Here is a 21,329-nt window from a genome sequence, read left to right as displayed (position 1 = left end):
CTTACAACCCCAGCAATTGTTGCAGCATGTCGTCCACCACCTTGACCACGCGGGCATTGGCCGCATAGGCCTGCTCGACCTGCATCAGGTCTTGCAATTCGCGGTCGGTATCGACCCCGCCATCGGCTTCCAGCTTTTCCAGCGCGGCGGCAAAGGCCGTGGCATAGCCCGCCTCGCTGTCGGCATCGACGCGGGCGGTGGCGATGCGCGACAACGCATCCCCTGCCAACGAAACCGCACTGCGCGCACCGGCCATGAACCCGCCCGAGGCCGGTTGCCGCGCCGAGGCAAGCGCCAGCCGCCAACCATCGAGCAGCGCGGTCTTGCCTTGCGGACCGGGGGTCGCGGCACCCAGACCGTCGCGCAAGCGCCATAGCGCCCCGCCCTGATCGGGGTCGGCCGCCGCGTTCAGGCGCAAGCGCCCGGCAAGACCAACCTCGTCCGCCGGATCAAAGGGTGCCCCGCCATCGGTCAGCAATCCGGCAGCCCCCTGGGCACGGGTCGCATCGAGTGCGGGATCGGCCAACCGTTCGACCAGATCGCGCGCCACGGCGTCAAGCTGCGCCTGCGCCTGCGGGGCGGTTTCGTCGCGCAGGCGCAACAACGCCCCCAGCGTGCCCCCCGAAAGCGGGCCGGTCGCCGCCGTAAGCACCGCCCGCCCGTTCACCGTCAGCCCCGACAAAGCGCCCGATGCTTGGGTCATATCGGCGGTAATTACCCCCGTCGCATCAAAGCCCACCTTGGCCGCCGCGCCCTCGAGCAACGCCGCGCCGTTGGGGGTGTAAAGCGCCACCATGCCATCGGTCCGCAACTGTTCGCGCACCGGAACGATGGCGGCGATTCCGTCGATCAGTACCTGCCGCTGGTCCATCAGGGCCGCCGTCTCGCGCCCCGAATTGCCATAGGCGAGGATCTGCGCGTTCAGCTCTTGCACCTTGCCAAGGTTGGTGTTCAGCACACCCACCTGTTCCGCAATCCTCGCATCGGCATCGCTGCGCTGAAGCTGGATTACCGCCGTCGCCCGCGCCATATGCCGCGTCAGCCCGCCCAACGCATCGGCCACCGCAGCCAGCCTGCTTTCCGAAGCGGGGTCGGCCGTGGCGGCGATCAGCGCCTTTTCAACCCCTGCGATATGCGCGGTGACCGAGGTCGCATCCTCGGGCGTGCCCACCGCCGCCTCGATCCGCTTCATCGCATCGGCCAGCAGATTGCGCCCGCCGGCATCGGCCCCGGCGCGGCGGCGGTCGTTCAAAAGGAAGCTGTCCTGATCGCGCCGCAGCCCGCCGGTCGCAACGCCCTGCCCCTGGTCGCCCACCATCCGCGCGCCCAGCACCACTTCGCGCCGTACGTAACCCGGGGTGGCCGCATTGGCGACGTTGGACGAGATGACCTCGGCCCGCCGCGCGCTTGCGGTTAGCCCCGACAGGGCCGATGACAGGGCGGCTGACACGCTCATGGCGTTACCGCTTTATGTTCGTGGTTTCCTGCAACATCTCGTCCACCGTCTGGATCACCTTGGCGTTGGATGAATAGGCGCGCTGGGTCTGGATCAGCGCGGTCAATTCCGCCGCGACATCGGTGGTAGACCCTTCGCGCGCATAGCCAACCACCTTGCCCGTCGGTCCGGTTCCGGCATCCCACAGGAAGAACGACCCCGACTGCGGCGAGACCTGATAAGTCTGGTTCGACATCGTCCGCAGCCCGTTGGGGTTGGGCACGTCGACCAGCGGGATCTGGTAGATGCGCCGCACGAATCCGGTGTCATAGCTCGCGGTCAGGAACCCGTTCTCGTCCACCTCGACCGCAGTCAGGTTCCCGACTGGCGAGCCATCTTTGGTGATGGCGACGGGGGCGAAATTGTCCGACAGTTGCGTCAGCCCGTTCGGATCGCCCAGCCGCCCGATCGTCACTGTCAGCGGGCCGCCCATCACAGTCAGCGCGAGGGTTCCTGCTGCGGCGTTATAGGCACCGCCCGACACAGCGGTGACCGAAGCCAGCGTGCCGCCACTGCCACGGCTGTCGTCGAACTCTAGCGCATATTGGCCGATCACGGCCCCGTTCTGCGCCGAATCGCGGATTACCATGCTCCACTGGTTCGACACGCCGCTTGCCGGAATGACAGGCTCGAACGTGATGTCCAGCTTTTCCGATGTCCCGAGGTTGCCGAAATATTCGACCGACAGGGGCAATGAGCCACCCGCTGATCCGGCCGCCGTCTGCACGGCGGGCAGATTGACCCCCAGCCCCATCTTGGTCGTCGGATCGCCCGCCGTCTGGTTCGAGTTGATGACGATAGGTTGCAGCCCCTGTATCGTGTCGCGGGCATTCACCGGCACAGTGCCATCGGCATTTGCGGGCCAACCCAGCAGCACCAAACCCGAATCGGTTCGCAGCATCCCCGTCGCATCGGTGCGGAACGCGCCCGTCGTGGTCATCACCAGCGGCTGGTCGGCAAAATTGGACCCCATCGAAGCCGCTGGCATCACCGGCAGCATCCCGCGCCCCGATACCGCGATGTCGAGCGCATTCGCCGTGCCGACCAGCGCGCCCCGTTCATCGATCAACCGTGTGGTCGAGGCCCGCACCCCGCCCGCCGAATAGGTGCCCGCCCCGCTGGACGAGGTGATGACCATGCTTTCGAAATCCGAAGCCGCACGCTTGTAACCATAGGTGCCCGAGTTCGCGATATTGTCGGAAATCGAGGCGAGCCGGGTCGCGTTTGCGTTCAGACCGGCAACTCCGGCATTCAGCGACGAAGATATGGACATGTAACAGCGCCTTTCTGCAGCCTGATCCCTTTTGGGTCAGCCCGACCTTGCGCCATTTGGTCTTAACAGCCCGCTAATGCGTAAAATGCGCGATAGTTTCACCTGCTTCGTCGCAGCAGGATGATTTCCAGCCGGTTGTTGCGTATCGCCGTCGGGTCCGATGTCACCGGCTTGCGGTCGGCAAACCCTGTGACGCGCTGCACGCGGCCTGCGTCCAGGCCTGCCTTTTCCAGCAACCCGCGCATCGCCTGCGCCCGATCCGCCGACAGGCGCCACGATGGGTTGTCGATCATCGGCAAAGGATAGCTGCGGACATGCCCGTTCACCGCAACCGCGTTGCTGGCAAGGTTCAGCACCTCGACCAGCAGCGTTGCGATATCGGCAAGCTCGCGGTCGGGCATGGCGCTGTCGGGCAGGAACAGGGCCTGATCCTCGACATCGAAAATGTCGATCACCAGCCCTTCGTCGGTCACGCGGGTCACGACATGGCGCATAAGCCGCTCCATCGTCATGCTTTCGCCGGTGCGCGCGGTCAGCGCCTGTTCCACATCGGCCAAAGCCGCTGCCTCGGCTGCGGCATCGGCTGGGCCCATCTCGCCCCGCGCCTTGTTTTCCTCGGTCGGCGAGGTGGCCGAAGCCCCCGTTCCGTTCTGTGCAAGCGTCTGGTCAGACAGCACCGAGTCGCCGCCGAACGACCCATCCCCCCCGCCCGAGATGCGGTTCACCGGAATCGTCGGATTGAAATAATCCGCGATCCCCTTGCGTTGCTTTTCCGTCGTCGCGTTCAACAGCCACATCAGCATGAAGAACGCCATCATCGCGGTCACAAAGTCAGCATAGGCGACCTTCCAGGCCCCCCATGATGACCACCCGCAACGATGACCTTCTTACGCTTGATGATAACCGGCGCGGCATTGCCCTGCGCGGCCATCCTATTCCCCGATACACTTCACACCCACGGGCAAGCCTGCGGCCAAAGCGTGAAGCGGCGGTTAAAGATTCGGATTGTCCAAAGTTTGCGCCAGACCCGACAGCACAAGGAACGTGTGCAACCCGATCGAGGCGTAATCCGCCCGGAATTGACGTGCCGCCGCAGGGGCCAGCCCAAGCTCGATCCGCAACGGAAGCCGTTCGGACAGAACCTCGAACCGGCTGCGCGGCAGGCCGGTGCGGGCCACCAGAAAATCGGCCAGATCCTGCGTGACCCAGCCGGTCGCCCGCGACAGATAAAGATCATACCGCTGGAATGCCCGGTCGAGCACAAGTATCCCCGCGTCGGGCAAACGGCGCAGCAGGTGGTCGCACAGGGCACCATCCAGACCCGCCGCGATAGCGTTGGTGATCGGGTCTGGCTCGGCCCCCATCATCCGCAACCGGTCGGTCAGCGCTTCGCTGGGGTCGCGGTCGGGCAGGAACACATCGTATACCGTACTTGCCGGATCGGATTCGATGACGATCAGCGTGCCCACGCGGTCAAGTTTCGCACGAATCCGCGCAGCCTCGGCGCGGCTTAAGCCGGTCAGGACCACCCCGCCAGGGCGTTGCAGCGTCTGCGTGGTCTCGGTCTCGGACAGCCCGGTCTGTTCGGCCACGATGCGGATGGTCCGCTGCATCCTGACCGGGATCGAAATCTGGATCGACAGGTTCACCGGCGTCTCGGGGCCGTGCAAGGCATCGAGCCGCACGCGCAGCCCGAACGACCGCAACAGACCAGCCAGATTCTGCGCCAAGTGCGGCTCGACGGCTTCGGCCAGCACCGACGGCGCATGCGCCAGACGGGCAAGCGCCGCTTCCGGAGCTTCCCCCAGATGCCGGGCAAGCAGGCCCGCAGCCAGATGTGCGTTCGGTCCGGTCGAAACCAGCACCAACCGCACGCTGGAGGATGAGGAAAGATTGGTCGCCATGTCCTGTGCCGCTGCCGTGATCAAGCCTCTGCTTAACGTGGCATGAAATTGACCTTTTGATAAAAGAAAACGGCCTAACATCATTCGCGAACGTAAATTTTGTGCGATGCGCGGCAGATTTGGCGCGCGTTTGGGTGTTTCATGCCGGAAAGCAAAACGGCGCGTGCCCGACAGGGAACGCGCCGCTCGCCCTCTGTCAGATCACTCGGCCGAGGATTTCGCCCAAAGGTTGATATCTTCTTCGGCCGCGATCCGGTCGATTTCATCCAGTTCGGCGGCGCTGAAATCGAGGTTTCCGATCGCTCCGGCGCAATCGACCACCTGTTCGGGTTTCGATGCCCCGATCAGCGCCGTGGTGATCCCGCCATTGCGCAGCACCCATGCAATCGCCATCTGCGCCAGCGTCTGCCCGCGCTGCTGCGCCATTGCGTCCAGTGCTTTGACCGAAGCAATCGCGCTTTCGGTTATCGTCGCGGGGTCGAGGCTTTTGCCCTGCGCCGCACGGCTGCCTTGGGGAATGCCGCCAAGGTATTTCTTGGTCAATATCCCCTGCGCCAGCGGCGTAAAGGCGATGGACCCCACGCCCAGATCGGCCAGCGTGTCCTTCAACCCGTCATGTTCCACCCAACGGTTCAGGATGTTGTAGCTGGGCTGGTGAATGACCAGCGGCGTGCCAAGCTCTTTCAGGATCGCGTAAGCCTCGCGCGTGCGCTGGCTGTTGTAGCTGGAAATCCCCACATAAAGCGCCCGCCCCGACCGCACGATATGGTCAAGCGCCATCATCGTCTCTTCCAGCGGTGTGTCGGGGTCGAAGCGGTGCGAATAGAAGATGTCGACGTAATCCAGCCCCATCCGCTTCAGGCTTTGGTCACAGGATGCCACCAGATACTTGCGGCTTCCCCATTCGCCATAAGGGCCGTCCCACATGTTGTAACCGGCCTTCGAGCTGATGATCAGCTCGTCCCTGTACCCTGCGAAATCGGTTTTCAGGATATCGCCGAACGCCTCTTCGGCGCTGCCGGGGGGCGGGCCGTAGTTGTTGGCCAGATCGAAATGCGTGATGCCAAGGTCGAACGCAGTGCGGCAAATGTCGCGCTTCACCTGATGCGGCGTGTCGTGGCCAAAGTTGTGCCACAGCCCAAGGCTGATCGCGGGCAGTTGCAGGCCGCTTTTGCCGCAACGGCGGTAAACCATCTTTTCATAGCGGTCGGCGGCGGGGGTATAGGTCATCACGTCCTCCATTCATGCGAAGGGCGGCGGAAGCCTGTGCACCGCCGCCCCTTTGCCGTCTATTTCATCACGTCAGATGAAGCGGTTCCACAGGTTTTCCAGCCGCTCCTGCCGACCCGAGCGCGGTTCGGGGTTCAGCCCCTTAGCCGTCACGACCGCCGCCGCATCCTCAAGGCTGCCTGTCAGCAGCGCCTTGGCTTCGGGTTTGTTCCAACCGGCATACCGCTCGTCCCGCGCCGCTTCCAACGCACCGTCCTGCAACAGGGCCGCCGCTGCCTTCAGCGCACGGGCGCAGGTGTCCATTCCGCCGACATGGGCAAGGATCAGGTCATCCGCATCCAGCGACTGCCGCCGCACCTTGGCGTCAAAGTTGGTGCCGCCGGTGGTATAGCCACCCGCCCGCAGGATTTCATAGAATGCCAGCGCCTTTTCGGCGTGGTTGTTCGGAAACTGGTCCGTATCCCAGCCCGATTGGTAATCGTTCCGGTTCATGTCGATCGACCCGAAAATCCCCAAAGCCGAGGCCAGCGCGATTTCATGCTCGAACGAATGCCCCGCGAGGATGGCGTGGCCCTGCTCGATGTTGACCTTTACTTCCTTTTCCAGCCCGAACTGCACGAGGAAGCCGTAAACCGTGGCCACGTCGTAATCATACTGGTGCTTGCTCGGCTCTTGCGGCTTCGGCTCGATCAGGATCGCACCCTTGAAGCCGATCTTGTGCTTGTATTCCACGACCTGTTGCAGGAACCGCCCCGCATGTTCGCGCTCGGCCTTCAGGTCTGTATTGAGCAGCGTCTCATACCCCTCGCGTCCGCCCCACAGCACATAGTTCGCCCCGCCCAGCTTGTGCGTGGCGTCCATGTTGGCTTTCACGGTCGCCGCCGCATAGGCGTAAACATCGGGGTCGGGGTTGGTCGCCGCGCCCGACATCCAGCGCTTATGGCTGAACATGTTGGCCGTGCCCCACAAGAGCTGGGTCTTGTGGCTCGCCTGCTTTTCGCCAAGATAATCGACGATCTCTTCCAGATTGCGCTTCGATTCCGCAAACGTCGCCCCCTCGGGCCGCGCATCTGCATCGTGAAAGCAATAGAACGGCGCGCCCAGAATATCGAACATGTCAAAGGCCACATCGGCCTTGAGCTTGGCCAGCGCCATGGTATCGCCGAACCACGGGCGGTCGAAGGTCTGCCCGCCGAACGGGTCGCCACCCGGCCAAGCAAAGCTGTGCCAATAAGCGACCGCAAAGCGCATGTGATCCTCCATGCGCTTGCCCATGATGATTTCGTCCGGATTGTAATGCCGGAAGGCGAATTCGTTGCTGCTGCCCTCTCCCTCGAACTTGATCTGCGGGATACCTTTGAAGAAATCGGTCATGTCGTCGGTCCTTAGTGGGCAAGCGCCCTGATGGCAGATTGTGCAGCGCGGTAACGTGCATGGCCCGCGTCGAATGCGGCTGTCAGGGAACGGTCGGGGTCGATGGTCCGCGCGATCGGCGGCAGCGTGGCAATCTCGGCCCCCGCGCCTGTCGCGGCCATAAGCGCCAGGCGTGCCGCGCCAAAGGCACCGCCGAAATCGCCTGCCACCGGCAAATGCACCGGAATATCCAGCGCGGTCGCAATCGCCCGCAGCCAATAATCCGACCGCGACCCGCCGCCCACGGCGAGCAGCCGCTCCAGCTTTGTCCCCGTCGCCGCCAGCGCATCGCGGCTGTCGCGGATGGCGAATGTCACGCCCTCCAGCACCGCCCGCGTGCCCGCAGCGCGGTCTGTCGCGTGCTCCAGCCCGAGGAAAGCCCCCCGAATCGCCGCATCGTTCAGCGGAGTCCGCTCTCCGCCCAAATAGGGCAGGAACAAGCCCTTGCCCGGACCCTGCAGCGCACCAAGCGATCCGGTAAGCGATCCCGCCGTCTCGCCCACCAGCTCCGCATACCAGTTGAGCGCATCGGTCGCGGCGAGGATCACGCCCATCTGGTGCCACGTATCCGGCAAGGCGTGGCAGAACGTGTGCACCGCCGTTTCAGGCGCTGGCTGATAGCCGTCATTCGCCGCAAAGAGCACTCCGCTCGTGCCCAGCGACACGAAAGCATCGCCAGCCCGCACGACACCCACGCCAACCCCTGACGCGGCATTGTCGCCACCGCCACCGGCCACGACCACACCTTTCGGCAGGCCCCAGCGCGACGCCAGCGCATCGCGAAGCGACCCCGAAACCTGCGATCCCTCGACCAGACGCGGCATCTGCGCGCGGGAAAGCCCCGTCGCGGCCAGACAGTCATCGGACCAGTCGCGCTTGCCCGTATCAAGCCAGCTTGTCCCCGCCGCATCCGACATCTCGGCCACATGTTCGCCCGTCAGCCAGAGCCGCAGGTAATCCTTGGGCAGCAGCACCTTTGCCACACGCTCCCAGACCCGCGGTTCATGGCGCTGCACCCACATCAACTTGGGCGCAGTAAAACCGGGAAATACGATGTTGCCCGTCACGCGCCGGAACAGCGGGTCGCCGTCCAGTTCTGCGGCCTCTTCGTGGCTGCGGGTGTCGTTCCACAGGATGCAGGGGCGCAGCACCTCGTCACTGGCGTCCAGCAGGGTCGCGCCGTGCATATGGCCCGACAGGCCAATGCCCTGCACCTTGTCCAGACTCTGCACCGAAAGCTGTTGCAGCACCTGCTCGGCGGCCGAAATCCAGTCGGCGGGCGACTGCTCGCTCCACCCGTCATGCGGCCTTTGCACCGTCAACGGCGCCGATGCTTCCGCCACCACCTTCTGCGACCCGTCGATCAGCACCCCCTTCAAACCCGAGGTGCCCAAGTCCAGTCCGATAAACATCACGCAGCCTTTGCGGGTTTCTTACCCATGATGATCATGCCCAGAATGTCGTCATCGGTGACCTCGTTCACATCCACCGTGCCGACAAGCTGCCCGTTCTTCATCACGCTCGCCCGATCGCACAGCTTCATGACGTTGTGGATGTCATGCTCGATCAGGAAGATACCCAGACCCTGCTTTTTCAGCTCTTCGATAAGCTCGGCCACCATCTGCGTCTCGTGCGGGCCAAGGGCGGCGGTGGGTTCGTCCATGATCAGGATCTTGGCGTTGAAATACACCGCCCGCGCAATGGCGACCGACTGGCGCTGACCGCCCGAAAGCGCGCTGACCGGCACGTTGAACTTGCGGAAGTTGGGGTTCAGCCGCGCCATGATCTTGCGCGTCTCGGCCTCCATCTTCGTCTCGTCCACGAAACCGAAGCCGTTGACGATCTCGCGCCCCAGAAACAGGTTCGACGCGGCGTCGAGGTTGTCTGCCAAGGCCAGCGTCTGGTAGATCGTCTCGATGTTCAGCGCACGCGCATCGCGCGGGCTGTTGATGTCGACCAACTCGCCATTGATGCGGATTTCGCCGACATCGGCCTTGTAGGCCCCCGACAGGCATTTGATCAGCGTCGATTTTCCGGCCCCGTTGTGGCCCAGCAGACCGACAACCTCGCCCGGATACAGATCGACCGTCACATGGTCGACCGCCTTGATCCCGCCGAAGGAAATCGAGATGTCGCGCATCTCGACAAGGGGTGTGCCGCGATTGTTGCTCATGGTGATCCCCTTACTTGATGCGCTTGCGGTAAACGATGTCGAGATAGACGGCGAGCACGAGCGCCGCACCGATCACGATCTTGCGGTATGACCCGTCGCCGAAACCGATCAGCACCATGCCTGTCTGCAACGAAACCAGCACCAAGGCCCCGATGATCGCGCCATAGATCGTTCCCACGCCACCCGCCAGCGAGGTGCCGCCGACAACCGCCGCAGCGATCACGTAAAGTTCGTCCAGATCGCCCAGCGCGTTCGTTGCGCTGTTCAGACGCGCCGACCCGATCACACCGGCCAGACCGGCCAGCGCGCCCATCAGCGTAAAGATCTTCACCGTCATCGCACGGGTATTGATGCCCGACAGCGCAGCCGCTTCGGGGTTGCCGCCGATGGCAAACACATAGCGGCCAAAGCGCGTACGGGTCATCAGGATCGTCATCAGGATGGCGACCACGCCCAGAATGATCACCGGATAGGCAAAGCCATGCGCGATGAACGCGCCTTCCGGCACCTCTTGCCCCAGCGTCGCGTAGTAATCCTTCAGAATGCCCTTGGGCCATGGATAGGAATTGACCACCATCGTCGCGATCAGGATCACGGCGCAGCCCAGCACGGCCATGAACACCTCGGCCCAGATCGGACGCAGCGGAAATCCGTGCAGGGTCCGGTTCGCCCGGCCCCGCGCCACCAGCCAGATCACCCCGACACAGGTGATCGCCGCGATGATCCAGCTTCCCGTCGCCCCGATAGACCCATAAGGCCCGCCACCGATCAGCGCGAATGTCGGATCGACCGGAGAAATCGTGCGTCCGTCCGCCGCCAGAAAGGCCACGCCACGCCAGATCAGCAAACCGCCCAGCGTGACGATAAACGAAGGAATGCTCAGAAACGCGATCAGGCTGCCCTGCAACGCCCCGATCAGCGCGCCAAGGATGATCCCGAAGATCACCGTCACGATCCAGATCGCCGGATGCCCGAGGCCGAGGTATTGCGGCAGCCATTCGACCTGCAACAGGCCCATGTACATGCCCGTCACGCCGACGATGGACCCGACCGAAAGATCGATGTTGCGTGTGATGATGACCAGCACCATGCCCGTCGCCATGATCCCGATGGTTGCGGTCTGCACGCTCAGGTTCCACAGGTTGCGCGGAGTGAGGAACGTCCCGTCTCCCAGCACCAACGCGCCATAGGCGTGAAAGCCTACCCAGATCAGCAGCAGCGCGCCGACCATGCCGATCAGTCGCGGGTCAAGCTCTGTCGCCCGCAGGAAACGGCCGATCAGGCCTTCTTCGGCGGGGGCTTGGGGTCGGTGGGTTGTATCGGTCATATCTCGTCCATGAAGATGAAAGGGCGGCACCGGCCACATCGGGCGGCAGCACACCGAGTAAAGGACGCACGGACGGACAGCGCGCCACGCCCATCAAAGAAGAAAGGGCGCCGACCCTGACAGGTCGGCGCCCCGTTAGCTCAAGCGATTATTCGCAGCCCGCAACACCGGCAACCGCGCCTTCGCAAGCGGCTTCCTTGGTGATGTGGCCGGCGTCGATTGCCAAAGCGACGGTGTCCTTGGTGATCGCGGTCGGGTTCAGAAGGATCGCATTCATCTCGATGCCCTTCTCGCCGCCCGAGAACTTGGTCGCGCCTTCGATCGAGTCAAGCGCCGCACCGCCAGCCAGAGCCGAGGCGATTTCGCCAGCGGCCTTGCCCAGTTGACGCGCATCTTTCCAAACCGAAACGGTCTGGGTGCCACGGGCCACACGGTTGATCGCGGCAAGGTCGCCGTCCTGACCACCCAGCGGAACGTTCAGGCCCTGAGCGGCCAGCGCAGCGGCAGCGCCACCGGCCATGCCGTCGTTCTGTGCCAGAACAGCGTCGACCGCGTTGTTGTTGGCGGTCAGGATCTGTTCCATGTTCTTCTGGGCGTTCTCGGGCTTCCAGCCGTCCGAGTTCGCTTCGCCGACGATCTTGATGTCGCCCGAAGCGACAGCAGCGCCGATCACTTCTTCCATGCCCTGACGCAGGAAGCCGACGTTCGGGTCACCCGGGTCGCCCTTGATGATCGCATAGTTGCCCTTGGGGGCAACGGCGAACACCGATTCCGCGATGATCCGGCCCACGCCGACGTTGTCGAACGTCAGATAGAAGGTGCGGTCGTCTTCGATCAGGCGGTCGTAACCGACGACCGGAATACCTTCGGCGGCGGCTTTCTCGATGGCCGGCCCGATGGCATCTTTGTCCCAAGCGTTGATGATCAGCGCATCGACGCCCTGTGCGATCAGCGCGTCAACGTCCGAAAGCTGCTTTTCAGCCGACGACTGAGCGTCAGCCGAGACATATTCGTTGCCGGCAGCTTCGATCGCAGCTTTCATCGCCGCTTCGTCGATCTTCCAGCGCTCTTCCTGGAACTGGGCCCAGGACACACCGATTTTCTTGCCCTCTGCCAGCGCTGCCGACGAGAAACCTGTGACCGCCAGAACGGCGATCAGAATTGCGTTACGCATTGTTATCCTCCCACAGATGCGGCCAGCGAATGGCCGGTCCGACAGATTCGTCGGCACGCGGGGAAAATTGCCGCTAATAATTTCAGTTGTCAAAATAAAAATGATCGGCAAAGCTAAAGGCGCCGCGAAAACGGGCAGTTCTATGCTGCTCTGCAGCAATTTCGCGGCGTAACGCGCAGAAATCCGGTCCTGCTCTGGCAATTTTTACTTTGGAGACCGAAAAAATGCTGGTTTCAGGTCACGGCGAGGCGACCGAGGGGCGCAGGGGTTGCGGGCCACTGATTCCCCCGCTTTCCGACACGCTTCGCCCGATGCGCCAGCAGGTGTTCGAACGCGTCCGTGCTGCAGGCCTCATACCCCGTGTGCAGGTCGCCAAAGACCTTGGCGTCAGCCCCGCCTCGGTGACCACGATAACGCAAGAACTGATCGAGGCCGGCCTGATCGAGGAAATCGCCGCCCCGCGTGAAGGCGATCAGGGCCGTGGCCGCCCCGCCGTTGCGCTTGGCGTGCGCGCCTCGGCCCACCGCGTTGCGGGAATGAAACTGTCCGACCGCGAACATACCGCCGTGATCGTCGACTTCGCCGGAAATCTGATCGCGGATGATGTGATCCCGCGCCGCCCCGGCCCGATGACCGTGCCCGAAATGCTCGACGCCATCGAAACCCTGCTGGCCCGCGTCTGCGCCAAGGCGGGCCTGTCGCGCAGTGATCTGTCGGCGCTTGGCGTCGGCGTGCCCGGTTTTGTCGACACCACGACCGGAACCGTCATGTGGTCATCGGTGCTGTCCGACCGCTCGGTCCCGCTTGCCGCAGTCGCCGCCGCCCGCGTGGGCCTGCCCGTCACCATCGACAACGACGCCAACCTCGTCACACTGGCCGAGCTTTGGTTCGGCGCGGGGCGCGGTCTGGCCGATTTCGCCGTCGTCACCATCGAACATGGCGTCGGCATGGGCTACGTGATCAACCACCGCATCTATCGCGGTGCCCACGGCCTCGGCATGGAGCTTGGCCACACCAAGGTGCAGCTTGACGGGGCGCTTTGCCGCTGCGGCCAACGCGGCTGTCTTGAAGCCTATATCGCCGACTACGCCCTTGCCCGCGAAGCTACCACCGCCCTCAACTGGACCCACCGCGAAGGCCAATCCATCGCCGTCCTGCTCGAAAGCCTGTATGACCACGCCAAGGCGGGCAACACCGCTGCCCGTTCCATCTTTCGCCGCGCGGGCCGCTACCTTGCCGTGGGCCTGTCCAATGTCATCAACCTGTTCGACCCGGCGCTGATCATCCTGTCGGGCGAACGGATGCGCTATGACTACCTTTACGCGCAGGAAACGCTGGCCGAGATGGAAAACCTCGCCATCCAGACCGGCCGCCCGAAGCCCCCCATCGAAATTCACGCATGGGGCGATCTGCTCTGGGCGCATGGCGCGGCGGCCTTGGCGCTGTCCTTCGTCAGCGAAGGCTTGCTGCTGCCGGTGCGCGACATCGCCGCACAATAACAGGCAAGATCACGCCACGGGGGAACCGTGTTGCATTGTGCCGGATTGGCCTAGTTGTAATACTTGACCCTTCGTGGACCCGAGGTTGATTTGCTGCAAACCCTGCTCCAAGACCTGCGCCGCCTTACAGGCATGGCCGCCCTTGGCGCTGTGCTTGCGGCATCGCAGGTGCAGGCGCTTGACCGGATCGACTTTTCCGTGGCCCAGGGCGATGGCACCCTGACCGAGGCCTTGCGAAACGCCTCGCTTCTGGTCGCAGCCGAACGTGACGACCAGACCGACCCGCAAGACCTGTTCGCCGCAGCACAGGCCGATTACGCCCAACTCCTCGGCACGCTTTACGCAGCGGGCCACTATTCGGGCATCATCACCATCAAGATCGACGGGCGCGAGGCTGCGGGCATCGCGCCGCTCGATGCACCCCGCAAGATCGGCGTCATCGCCGTGGCAATTGACCCCGGCCCCGCCTTCCGCTTTTCACGTGCTGACATCGCGCCCTTGGCGCGGGGCACCGACCTGCCCGAGGAATTCGCGGTCGGTCAGGTCGCCGAAAGCGGCGCGATCCGGTCCGCAGCCACGGCGGGCATCGACGGCTGGCGCGACCGTGGCCATGCCAAAGCCGCCGCCACGGGTCAGGACATCACCGCCGATCACCGCAGCGCAACCCTGTCCGCCCGCCTTGTGCTGACCCCCGGCCCGAAATTGCGCTTCGGGCCGTTGATCGTCGAAGGACAGGAACGGATGCGCCTTGACCGCATCCGCGCCATCGCGGGCCTGCCCACGGGCCAGACGTTCAGCCCCGGGGAATTGGACCTCGCCGCCACCCGCCTGCGCCGCACCGGCGTGTTCAAATCGGTGACGCTGGCCGAAGCCGACACGATCACCGCGCCAGACCTGCTGCCCATCACCGCCACCGTGGTCGAAGACAAGACCCGCCGCTACAGCCTTGGGGCCGAAGTCGCCAGCTTCGACGGCGTCACCCTGTCGGGCTACTGGCTGCACCGCAACCTTCTGGGCGGGGCCGAACGGCTGCGGGTTTACGGCGAAGTCGCCAACCTCGGCGCACAGGCCAGCGGCACCGACTATACGCTTGGCGTCACGCTCGACCGCCCCGCGACCTTTACCCCCGATACGACCGTGGGGATCATCGCCGAAATTGGTCATGTCGATGACCTTGACTACAGCGCCGACACCGCCTCGGTCGGCCTGACAGCGACGCAGATCTTCTCGACCGAACTCACCGCCCGAACCGGCCTGACATACGACTATTCCAAGGGCCGCGACGGCGTGTCCGATTTCGAATTCCGCAACATCTCGGTCCCGCTTGGGCTTACATGGGACCGCCGCGACGATCCGGTCAGCGCGACGCGCGGGTTCTACCTCGAAGCCGAAGCCAAGCCCTTCCTCGGGTTCGACACCACCGACAGCGGGGTGCGCCTGTCATGGGATGCCCGCGCCTATCGCGGCTTCGGGTCGGACCGCTTCGTTCTGGCCGCCCGCCTGCAAGGCGGCGCGATCTATGGCGCGTCGCTGCTCGGCACCCCGCGGGGCGAGTTGTTCCACTCCGGCGGCGGCGGTTCGGTGCGCGGCCAGCCCTATAATTCGCTGGGCATCGATGTCCTTCGCATCAACAACGAAACCTCGCGCATCGGCGGCACCTTCTATCTCGGCTCGCAACTCGAAGCCCGCGTCCGCGTCACCGAAAAAATCGGCATCGTCGGCTTTTACGATTTCGGTCAGGTCGGCATAAATGGCTTTTTCGACGACCAGACGAACAGCCACGCCGGCGCGGGCCTTGGCCTGCGCTACGATACGGGCTTTGGCCCGATCCGTCTTGACGTTGCCCAACCCGTCGGCGGCACCACGGGCGAGGGCGTGCAGATCTACGTCGGTCTGGGGCAGGCCTTTTGATGCGGAAATGGCTTATCGCGGCGGCGTTCGCCCTGCTCCCCCTCGCCTCGCCCGCGCAAGACACGGCCGAGGCCGACAAAAGCTATCTTGCGGCGCTTCTGGAAGAAAACCTGTCCGGCGCGGGCCGTCAGGTCACCATCACCGGCTTTTCCGGCGCGCTTTCGTCGCGTGCCACGATCCAAAGCCTCGCCATCGCAGATGCCACCGGCGTCTGGATCACCTTGAACGGCGTCACGCTGGACTGGAGCCGTTCGGCCCTGCTGCGCGGCGTGGTCGACGTGACCGAACTTTCCGCGCGCGAAATCATCCTGACCCGCCCCCCTGTCAGCGAAACCGCCCCCTCGCCTGAAGCGAGCGGCTTTTCCCTGCCCGATCTGCCGGTTTCCATCGAAATCGGCCGCATCGCCGCCGACCGCATCGTCTTGGGCCAAACCGTCCTGGGCGAGGCGCTGGAAGCACGTCTCGAAGCCTCGATGTCGCTTTCGGGCGGCGAGGGGCAGGCCGCGCTCGTCCTAGAACGCACCGACAGCGGGCCACAAGGCAAGCTGACACTCGACGCCGCCTATTCCAACGAAACCAACCAGCTTGTCCTGAACCTGCAGGCAGCCGAAGCCGCAGGCGGCATCGCCGTCCGCAAACTCGGCCTTCCCGGTGCGCCCGCGACCGAACTTTCGATAAAGGGCACAGGCCCGCTCGATGCCTTCGCCGCCGATATCGGCCTTCGCAGCGACGGGGCAGACCGGCTTTCGGGCAGCGTCACCGTCAACGCGACCGAAAATGGCGGGCGCGGGTTTGACGCCGATCTGTCAGGCGACCTTGCCCCCCTGTTCCTGCCGCAATATGCCGAATTCTTTGGCCCCGAAATCAGCCTGACCGCACGGGGCGAATCCCGCGCCGACGGGGTGCTCGACCTGCAGGCCTTTGACCTGACCGCGCAGGCGATCCGGCTGTCGGGCGCGGTGCAACTCGGTCCCGATGCCGTACCACTGCGCCTGAACGTGCAGGGGCGGCTTGGCCTGCCTGACGGGTCGCCCGTCTTGCTGCCACTTTCCGGCGAGAATGAAACCCGCGTCCGTTCCGCCGACATCTCGGTCGGCTACAACGCTACGGTTGGCACCGGCTGGCGGGGCCGCATCAGCGTCGAGGGGCTTGACCGCAAGGGCCTGCGCGCCGACCGATTCACCCTGAACGGCGCGGGCAGCATCACCCAATCAAACGGCAGACCGGCCACCTTTGACGCCGATTTCCGCTTTTCCGGCGAAGGCATCACCCCCGACGACCCCGCCCTTGCCGCAGCTCTCGGCCCCGTCCTTTCCGGAAACGCCCGCCTGCAAGCAGAACAGGGCGCAAACGGCCTGACCATCAACCGCCTGTCTCTGCAAGGCGCGGACTACGCGCTGACGGCAAACGGCCTGCTCGACGGACTCGACACCGGCTTTAAGGTCGCAGGCAAAGCCACGGCGACGATGCAAGACCTGTCGCGCGTCTCGGCTCTTGCCGGTCGCCCGCTGTCGGGTGCCGCAACGCTAGAATTCGAAGGCGAGGGCAGCCCCCTTGCCGGAACCTTCGACATCCTCGCCACCCTGAACGGGCAGGATGTCACGCTGAACCAGCCGCAGGCCGACCGCCTGCTGTCCGGCCCCTCGCGCATCGTCATGGCCGCAGCGCGCAGCACCGCTGGCACGCAGCTCAAAACCCTGACAGTCGCGGCGGGCGCGCTTTCCGCATCGGCCACAGGCAGCATCACCTCGGCGGGAACCGATCTTGTGGCGGATGTCACGCTTGGCGACCTTGCGGCGCTCGACCCGTCATGGGGCGGCAGCCTGACCGGAAAGGTCGGCTTTCAGGGCGTTCCCGCCACGGGCCGCATCACCGCCACCGCCACCGGCACCAACCTGCGTGTCGGCCAAGCACAGGCCGATCGCCTGATCGCCGGAACCTCTGACCTTTCGCTCGACCTCGGGCTGACCGACGGGCGCATCACCATCAACGCGGCCAGATTGACGACACCGCAACTGACCGCCAGCGCCACGGGCACCGCCAGCGCAGAACGGCGCGATATCGACATCGACGCCCGCCTTGCCAACCTTGGCCTGTTCCTGCCCCAATTCCCCGGCCCCGTCACCGTATCGGGCAGCGCGAGCGACGATGGCACGGGCTATGACCTGAACCTGCGCGCCACCGGTCCGGGCCAGATCGACACCACCGTGACCGGCCGCATGGCGCAAGATTTCGCCAGCGCCAATCTTGCCATCAGGGGCAGCCTGCAATCGGGGCTGATCTCGCCCTTCCTGTCGGGCCGCGTCATTTCCGGCCCTATCCGCTTCGACCTTGGCCTGAACGGCCCGCTTGCGCTGTCGTCACTGTCCGGCACGGCGTCACTGTCGGGCGGCCGCATCGCCGACCCCCGCCTCGCCTTTGGCTTCGAATCCGTGTCGCTGAACGCCAACCTGAACGCAGGCCGCGCCCGCGTCGATGCCGCAACCAACCTGACCAGCGGCGGGCGCATCACGGCCAGCGGCAGCGTGGCGTTGGCGGCCCCCTTCGATGCAAACCTGCAAATCGCCTTGCAAGGCGCCATCCTGCGCGACCCGCGCCTGTTCCAGACCGTGGCCAACGGCAACCTTACCCTGACAGGCCCGCTGACGGCAGGCGGGCTGGTCGCCGGACGCATCGCGCTTGGCGAAACCGAAATCCGCATCCCCTCGACCGGCCTTGGCGGCACCGCCGACCTGACCGACCTGCGCCATGTCAACGAATCCGCCGCCGTCCGCGCCACGCGGGGCCGCGCTGGCCTTCTGGGCGTCAGCGGTACCGGCAGCGGCGCACAAACCCGCCCGCTCACCCTGAACCTGACGATCTCGGCCCCGTCGCAGGTCTTCATCCGTGGCCGCGGTCTCGATGCCGAACTCGGGGGTGAACTGACGCTGCGCGGCACCACCGACAACATCCAACCCGCCGGAGCCTTCAGCCTGATCCGCGGGCGGCTCGACATCCTCGGCCGCCGGCTTGTGCTGACCGAAGCGACCATGCTGCTCGAGGGCGATTTCGTCCCCACCCTCGCCATCGCGGCATCGACGGAAAGCGAAGGCGTCACCAGCATCGTCCGCATCGACGGCCCCGCCACCAGCCCCGACATCACCTTTACCTCGAACCCCGAACTCCCCGAGGAAGAAGTGCTCTCGCGACTGCTTTTCGGGCGTGGCCTTGAAAACCTGTCGCCGCTTCAGGCAGCCCAGCTAGCCAACGCCGTCGCCACCCTCGCCGGACGCGGCGGGATCGGGATCATCGGCCGCCTGCGTCAGGGCTTCGGCCTCGATGATTTCGATGTGCAGACCGATGCCACGGGCGCGACCAGCCTTACCTTGGGCAAATACCTCGCGAAAAATGTCTACACCGAGGTCGAGGTGGGCCAAGACGGCCAAAGCCAGATCAACCTGAATCTCGACGTCTCGAGAAGCCTGACGGTTCGGGGCAGCGCGGGCAGCGGCGGTCAAACCGGCATCGGCCTGTTCTGGGAGCGCGACTATTAACCCTGCGCCAAAAGCCGCTTGCGTTCGGCCCGCGCCGCATCGACCGCAGCGCCAAGCAGAATGGCGTAGCCGCTGAAATACAGCCACATCAGCAAGGCAACGACAGCCCCGATCGACCCGTAAATCCGGTTGTAGGTGTCGAAATTCGCCAGATAGATCACGAACCCCCGCGATGCTGCGATCCAGATGACCACGGCGACAAAAATCCCCCGCGTGAACAGCGGATGGCGCAGGTTGCGGTTCAGCCCCAAGCGGTAGATCAGCGCCACGCCCACCACGACCAGCAACAAGCTAAGCCCAAGGTTCAACGCCTCGAGCGCCAGTGCCGCGAACCGCCCCAGCGGCACCAGCGCCAGCACGAGCGGCCCGACGACGGCGGCAAACATCGCGCAGATCACCAGCCCGATCATCACCAGAGTCAGCACCAGCGCCCGCAAATGGTGCCAATGCCCGGCCCTGTTCGGCAAACCGTGAATTGCGTTCAGCCCCCGCATCAGCGCAGCCACCCCCGCCCGCGAAGTCCACAACGCCAGCAAAAGCGACAAGCCGGTCGCGATTCCCAGATTATCACTGTTCAGCGACAGCAGCGATTCCACCTGATTTGCAATCAACGACCACGCGTCATCCGGCAGATAGGCCCGCGCCAACTCCAACTCTTCGCGGATCACGCCGGCATCGGCAAAGAAACTCCAGATCGCGATCACCGCCGCGGCCGAGGGGAACAGCGCCAGAAACCCGTAGAACGCTATACCGGCGGCAATCAGATCAAGCTCGCGCTCGTCGCTCAGCGTCCAAAGCTCGCCCAGAATCCCCCAACGAATTTTCATCCGTCATCTTCCAGCCGTGTCCGCATTTCGCGAAGCACGGGGATAAGTGCGCGCACGCGGTCGGCGCCCAGCGCCTGCACCACTTCGGCGATCAGCGGCGCGACCGCCTGTACCGCCGCATCCCGCGCCGCCCGCCCCGAAGGACTGATCGCCACGAACTTGCGCCGCGCATCGTCCCAATCGGGCCGGATATGCACATGCCCCGCCCATTCCAGCCGCGTCAGCGTGTTGGTCATCGCCCCCCGCGTCACGTGAAACGCCCGAGCCAGTTGCGCCGGAGACCGCTCGTCCCCCACCCGCGCCAGATGGTTCAGCACGCCGAAATGCGACAACTCCATCCCTTTCGGCAAAACCTTGGATATGCGGTTGCGGGCCAGTTGGTCCGCCATGAACAACTCGCCGAACAACGCGACGGCGATATCCTCGTTCCGTTCGCTCGCGGGCCGTTCGGTCATGGCAGATCAAACGCCCTGTCATGCGACAGCGAAGGCACCCGCGCCCGCGCCCGCGCCACCTCGGCCAGATCGATGTCGGCGAACGTCACGCCGGGTTCTGTTCCGGCATCGGCCAGAACCTCGCCCCACGGGGCGATCACCAACGAATGACCATGCGTCCGCCGTCCCTTGCCGTCACGTTCGGGGTGAAACCCCGTCTGCGCCGGGGCCAGCACGAAACAGCCCGTCTCGATGGCCCTTGCCCGCAGCAGCACCTCCCAATGCGCTGCCCCCGTGATGTGGTTGAACGCCGCCGGAACCGTGATGATATCGGCCCCCGCCTGCGCCAAGCGGCGGTAAAGCTGCGAAAACCGCACATCATAACACACCGTCATGCCAACCCGCCCGAAGGGAGTTTGCGCCACGACCGCCCGATCCCCGGGCCGGTAGCCTGCCGATTCGCGGTAAACCTCGGTCTCGGACACGTTCACGTCGAACATGTGAATCTTGTCATAGCGCGCCGCAATCGCCCCGTCCGGCCCGACCAGAAACGACCGGTTGGCAAAGCGCCCGTCCGCATCCTCGGTCAAGACGCCCAGAGATCCGATCAGCAGCCACACCCCCGCCCGCGCCGCCTCGTCCCGCAGGGCGGCAAGCGTGGGATCGTCTGCCTCGTGCGCGAACACCTCGCGTTGCCGCGCGCGGTTCGACGACAGCCCGTTGGTGCATTCCGGCGTCAGCACAAAGCCGGCCCCGCCCGCGACCGCCGCACGCACGCGCGCCACGGTTTCCGGCAGGTTCTCCGCCGGGTCGTCGCCCACCGTCAGTTGCACCAGACCCGCGCGCATCAATCCGCCAACATCGGATCAAGCTTGCCGTCCGCATCCAGCGCGTGCAGGTCATCGCATCCGCCGACATGCGCCCCGCCGATGAATATCTGCGGCACGGTCCGCCGCCCGCCCGCCCGCTCCATCATCCGCGCCCGCAAGGCCGGATCGGTGCTGACATCGGTTTCGTCGTAAGCCACGCCCTTTTTCGTCAGCAGGCGCTTGGCCGCATGGCAAAAGCCACATAGCGGAGTGGTGTAGATTTCCACGGTTTTCATGGGCAGCATCCTTTGCAGTTGCAGCGAACTA

Annotated in this window: 16 protein-coding genes and 1 pseudogene; 3 read left to right on the top strand and 14 right to left on the bottom strand. The window is 64.7% G+C overall.

Features of this window, described 5'->3' with window-relative positions; translation table 11 throughout:
• Position 1: 1 nt before the first annotated feature.
• The 10 genes and pseudogenes from flgK to HYN69_RS17665 form a co-directional block, all read right to left on the bottom strand.
• Positions 2–1,456, bottom strand: a complete 1,455-nt coding sequence (flgK, locus tag HYN69_RS17710) for a flagellar hook-associated protein FlgK (RefSeq protein WP_108436910.1) — start codon at positions 1,454–1,456, stop codon at positions 2–4.
• A gap of 4 nt (positions 1,457–1,460) precedes the next feature.
• Positions 1,461–2,768, bottom strand: a complete 1,308-nt coding sequence (locus HYN69_RS17705) for a flagellar hook protein FlgE (protein WP_108436909.1) — start codon at positions 2,766–2,768, stop codon at positions 1,461–1,463.
• A 98-nt stretch (positions 2,769–2,866) separates the two neighbouring features.
• Positions 2,867–3,699 (bottom strand): annotated as a pseudogene (locus HYN69_RS17700) (flagellar motor protein MotB).
• A gap of 61 nt (positions 3,700–3,760) precedes the next feature.
• Positions 3,761–4,672 (bottom strand): hypothetical protein, encoded by a 912-nt coding sequence (locus HYN69_RS17695; protein ID WP_159082517.1) that lies wholly within the window; start codon positions 4,670–4,672, stop codon positions 3,761–3,763.
• A gap of 201 nt (positions 4,673–4,873) precedes the next feature.
• Positions 4,874–5,902, bottom strand: coding sequence for an L-glyceraldehyde 3-phosphate reductase (gene mgrA, locus HYN69_RS17690; RefSeq protein ID WP_108436907.1), 1,029 nt, complete (start codon positions 5,900–5,902; stop codon positions 4,874–4,876).
• Between the two features lie 72 nt (positions 5,903–5,974).
• Positions 5,975–7,276: a xylose isomerase gene (gene xylA, locus HYN69_RS17685; protein WP_108436906.1), complete on the bottom strand. Its 1,302-nt coding sequence runs from the start codon at positions 7,274–7,276 to the stop codon at positions 5,975–5,977.
• Between the two features lie 11 nt (positions 7,277–7,287).
• Positions 7,288–8,727 (bottom strand): xylulokinase, encoded by a 1,440-nt coding sequence (xylB, locus tag HYN69_RS17680; RefSeq protein WP_108436905.1) that lies wholly within the window; start codon positions 8,725–8,727, stop codon positions 7,288–7,290.
• Entirely contained in the window at positions 8,727–9,488 is a 762-nt protein-coding gene (locus tag HYN69_RS17675) for an ATP-binding cassette domain-containing protein (RefSeq protein WP_108436904.1), read from the bottom strand. The genes xylB and HYN69_RS17675 overlap by 1 nt, the downstream gene beginning before the upstream one ends.
• 10 nt (positions 9,489–9,498) lie before the next feature.
• Positions 9,499–10,815, bottom strand: coding sequence for a sugar ABC transporter permease (locus HYN69_RS17670; protein ID WP_108436903.1), 1,317 nt, complete (start codon positions 10,813–10,815; stop codon positions 9,499–9,501).
• A 148-nt stretch (positions 10,816–10,963) separates the two neighbouring features.
• Complete coding sequence (locus HYN69_RS17665; protein WP_108436902.1) at positions 10,964–11,989, bottom strand: substrate-binding domain-containing protein; 1,026 nt, start codon at positions 11,987–11,989, stop codon at positions 10,964–10,966.
• A gap of 224 nt (positions 11,990–12,213) precedes the next feature.
• Between HYN69_RS17665 and HYN69_RS17660 the strand changes: the two genes are divergently transcribed.
• The 3 genes from HYN69_RS17660 to HYN69_RS17650 all read left to right on the top strand — a co-directional run bounded on the left by HYN69_RS17660 (position 12,214) and on the right by HYN69_RS17650 (position 18,932).
• Positions 12,214–13,488: an ROK family transcriptional regulator gene (locus HYN69_RS17660; protein WP_108436901.1), complete on the top strand. Its 1,275-nt coding sequence runs from the start codon at positions 12,214–12,216 to the stop codon at positions 13,486–13,488.
• Between the two features lie 63 nt (positions 13,489–13,551).
• Entirely contained in the window at positions 13,552–15,399 is a 1,848-nt protein-coding gene (locus HYN69_RS17655) for an autotransporter assembly complex protein TamA (protein ID WP_230426451.1), read from the top strand.
• Positions 15,399–18,932, top strand: a complete 3,534-nt coding sequence (locus HYN69_RS17650; RefSeq protein ID WP_108436899.1) for a translocation/assembly module TamB domain-containing protein — start codon at positions 15,399–15,401, stop codon at positions 18,930–18,932. The genes HYN69_RS17655 and HYN69_RS17650 overlap by 1 nt, the downstream gene beginning before the upstream one ends.
• Here HYN69_RS17650 and HYN69_RS17645 read toward each other — a convergent pair.
• The 4 genes from HYN69_RS17645 to grxC are packed head-to-tail and all read right to left on the bottom strand — an operon-like array spanning position 18,929 to position 21,298.
• Positions 18,929–19,759, bottom strand: a complete 831-nt coding sequence (locus HYN69_RS17645; protein ID WP_108436898.1) for a YihY/virulence factor BrkB family protein — start codon at positions 19,757–19,759, stop codon at positions 18,929–18,931. The genes HYN69_RS17650 and HYN69_RS17645 overlap by 4 nt on opposite strands.
• Positions 19,756–20,214 carry a MarR family winged helix-turn-helix transcriptional regulator gene (locus tag HYN69_RS17640; protein WP_108436897.1) on the bottom strand — a complete coding sequence of 153 codons (459 nt, stop codon included), beginning with the start codon at positions 20,212–20,214 and terminating at the stop codon, positions 19,756–19,758. The genes HYN69_RS17645 and HYN69_RS17640 overlap by 4 nt, the downstream gene beginning before the upstream one ends.
• The gene (locus tag HYN69_RS17635; RefSeq protein WP_108436896.1) at positions 20,211–21,041 is read right to left on the bottom strand and encodes a carbon-nitrogen hydrolase family protein; all 831 of its coding nucleotides are present in this window, start codon (positions 21,039–21,041) and stop codon (positions 20,211–20,213) included. The genes HYN69_RS17640 and HYN69_RS17635 overlap by 4 nt, the downstream gene beginning before the upstream one ends.
• Complete coding sequence (grxC, locus tag HYN69_RS17630) at positions 21,041–21,298, bottom strand: glutaredoxin 3 (RefSeq protein WP_108436895.1); 258 nt, start codon at positions 21,296–21,298, stop codon at positions 21,041–21,043. Before grxC ends, HYN69_RS17635 begins: the two co-directional genes overlap by 1 nt.
• Positions 21,299–21,329: the final 31 nt, after the last annotated feature.

The sequence above is a fragment of the Gemmobacter aquarius genome (genome assembly GCF_003060865.1).
GTDB classification, from domain to species: domain Bacteria; phylum Pseudomonadota; class Alphaproteobacteria; order Rhodobacterales; family Rhodobacteraceae; genus Paragemmobacter; species Paragemmobacter aquarius.
This window is presented reverse-complemented; position numbering and strand designations above follow the sequence as displayed.

What these genes read in the sequence shown, in the direction of transcription:
- HYN69_RS17650 (WP_108436899.1), top strand. Translation starts at nt 15,399, where the DNA reads ATGCGGAAATGGCTTATCGCGGCGGCGTTCGCCCTGCTCCCCCTCGCC.
- HYN69_RS17670 (WP_108436903.1), bottom strand. Translation starts at nt 10,815, where the DNA reads ATGACCGATACAACCCACCGACCCCAAGCCCCCGCCGAAGAAGGCCTG.
- HYN69_RS17645 (WP_108436898.1), bottom strand. Translation starts at nt 19,759, where the DNA reads ATGAAAATTCGTTGGGGGATTCTGGGCGAGCTTTGGACGCTGAGCGAC.
- HYN69_RS17665 (WP_108436902.1), bottom strand. Translation starts at nt 11,989, where the DNA reads ATGCGTAACGCAATTCTGATCGCCGTTCTGGCGGTCACAGGTTTCTCG.
- flgK (WP_108436910.1), bottom strand. Translation starts at nt 1,456, where the DNA reads ATGAGCGTGTCAGCCGCCCTGTCATCGGCCCTGTCGGGGCTAACCGCA.
- mgrA (WP_108436907.1), bottom strand. Translation starts at nt 5,902, where the DNA reads ATGACCTATACCCCCGCCGCCGACCGCTATGAAAAGATGGTTTACCGC.
- HYN69_RS17705 (WP_108436909.1), bottom strand. Translation starts at nt 2,768, where the DNA reads ATGTCCATATCTTCGTCGCTGAATGCCGGAGTTGCCGGTCTGAACGCA.
- xylA (WP_108436906.1), bottom strand. Translation starts at nt 7,276, where the DNA reads ATGACCGATTTCTTCAAAGGTATCCCGCAGATCAAGTTCGAGGGAGAG.
- HYN69_RS17660 (WP_108436901.1), top strand. Translation starts at nt 12,214, where the DNA reads ATGCTGGTTTCAGGTCACGGCGAGGCGACCGAGGGGCGCAGGGGTTGC.
- xylB (WP_108436905.1), bottom strand. Translation starts at nt 8,727, where the DNA reads ATGTTTATCGGACTGGACTTGGGCACCTCGGGTTTGAAGGGGGTGCTG.
- HYN69_RS17640 (WP_108436897.1), bottom strand. Translation starts at nt 20,214, where the DNA reads ATGACCGAACGGCCCGCGAGCGAACGGAACGAGGATATCGCCGTCGCG.
- HYN69_RS17635 (WP_108436896.1), bottom strand. Translation starts at nt 21,041, where the DNA reads ATGCGCGCGGGTCTGGTGCAACTGACGGTGGGCGACGACCCGGCGGAG.
- HYN69_RS17675 (WP_108436904.1), bottom strand. Translation starts at nt 9,488, where the DNA reads ATGAGCAACAATCGCGGCACACCCCTTGTCGAGATGCGCGACATCTCG.
- HYN69_RS17695 (WP_159082517.1), bottom strand. Translation starts at nt 4,672, where the DNA reads ATGGCGACCAATCTTTCCTCATCCTCCAGCGTGCGGTTGGTGCTGGTT.
- grxC (WP_108436895.1), bottom strand. Translation starts at nt 21,298, where the DNA reads ATGAAAACCGTGGAAATCTACACCACTCCGCTATGTGGCTTTTGCCAT.